Origin of the sequence: Komagataeibacter swingsii, assembly GCF_003207895.1 — a bacterium.
GTDB lineage: Bacteria > Pseudomonadota > Alphaproteobacteria > Acetobacterales > Acetobacteraceae > Komagataeibacter > Komagataeibacter swingsii.
Genome location: NZ_NKUB01000075.1, coordinates 1 through 1,526 on the forward strand (window position 1 = coordinate 1; position 1,526 = coordinate 1,526).

General features: G+C 51.8%; 1 protein-coding gene. It reads right to left on the reverse strand.

What is annotated here, in order from left to right; translation table 11 throughout:
* Positions 1-7 precede the first annotated feature (7 nt).
* A partial coding sequence (locus CFR76_RS17350) for an IS4 family transposase (protein ID WP_207781410.1) occupies positions 8-1,526 on the reverse strand: 1,519 nt, incomplete at its 5' end.

Sequence of the window (1,526 nt, forward strand, 5' to 3'; positions counted from 1 at the left end):
CTTGCAGTTACCCATAAATTTTTTCTTCTGTAATTTGATAGGAGAGAGCACCTGTAACGATATCTGCCAGGCGAGACATTCCTCTCCAGATAACAGTTGTTCCGGGCGGAGCATCGGAAGCGCGATCAAGGTAACCACCCAGTCTGGCGACTGCCCGGATGTAAAAATCCAGGTCTGGTGAAGTGCTGAGTTTGCGTATGGGTGTGAACTGTTCGAGTATTTGGCGTTCCACATCTGTAAAAACGGTAGAAGGCGACGTCCCTGGTAATTCACGCCTGAGCATTGTTATCCATGAGATACGCCAGGCCACCACGCAGCATAAGGCGATACAGTTTGCGAGCCGGCCTGCGGTCGTTAGGCGGAGCTCTTCAAGCTTGCATCCTGTTTTCAACGTTCTGAAAAATGTCTCTATTTTCCAGCGTAGGGCATACCATTCCAGTTTGCCTACGGCGTCCTCATAAGAAGAGACAGGCAGGTTTGTCAGCAGTTTCCACATGATGGCAGCCCGATCTCCCGGTGGGTCGACTTCCTGGGCATGAATGACCTGAAGATGCTGATGTTTATATTTTTTCTGTTTCCCGATGGGAGGACAGACGGTCATTGTGGCATAGCGGATGGATAATCTGGCTTCCTGTAATTTACCCTTTCCATCCCGAAACCGGATTGTATGTATCCCGCAGGGTTCAGTTGTAGCCATCACCTGAGCGATCGTGGTATTCCCGTCTTCTGCCAGACGATCTACGCAGCTTCTGACCAGAAAGTTTGTTCCAAGTTCGTTAGCCAGGCAATAGAGTTCGTAAATGTCACTTTCCCGATCGCCAACATGGACGCATCGTTCCGGGGCCCCAGTCAGATCGCAGGAGCGGCGCAGGTTGTCGAGCCAGCGCATGCTTTCTTTCTGCTCTATGGGCATGCGGGTCGGGTTAATCCTGCGTTTCAGGGCTGCGGTTCCTTTGAACTTGCTCCGCGACCAGAATTTGGCGGCAGTCAGACCAAGCGGAAGCCCTTCCGGAGTGACGGCCAGACTGGCGTGCATCAACAGACCACAAAGCGTGTGCAATCGGAAACGCCCTGTTTTTTCCCTGCCTCCCGTAGAGACCTTGGTAAACCCGATCTTTTCGGGAGATGCTCGGGTGAAGGAAAACTCCGTTGTATCCTGCAGGATCAGGACTGGCCCTGCAGTCGCATCGAAACGCTGGGCGGTAGCAGAAAAATGCCCTTCAAGGATTTTGTCTTCGCTTACATTTGCATTTGCAAAAAATCTATATGCTGCCTTGGTCGCAGACCAATCCTGAAATGCCGTCGGGAGAGACTTGCCCGGTCGTTCAGCAAGTGCCGCGAGCATCGTGCCCAGACGCCTGTTCAGGCGCTCGTCGCCAAGGTCAGATCCGGATATTTCCTGTATGACCCAATCCTGTACCATTCTCACACCCCGCCTGCATAAAGGTGACAGAAAAGGAATCACAACAGATTCATCTGCATCAAGCACAAAATTCAAGAACAGCAGATTTGTGGGTAACTGCAAG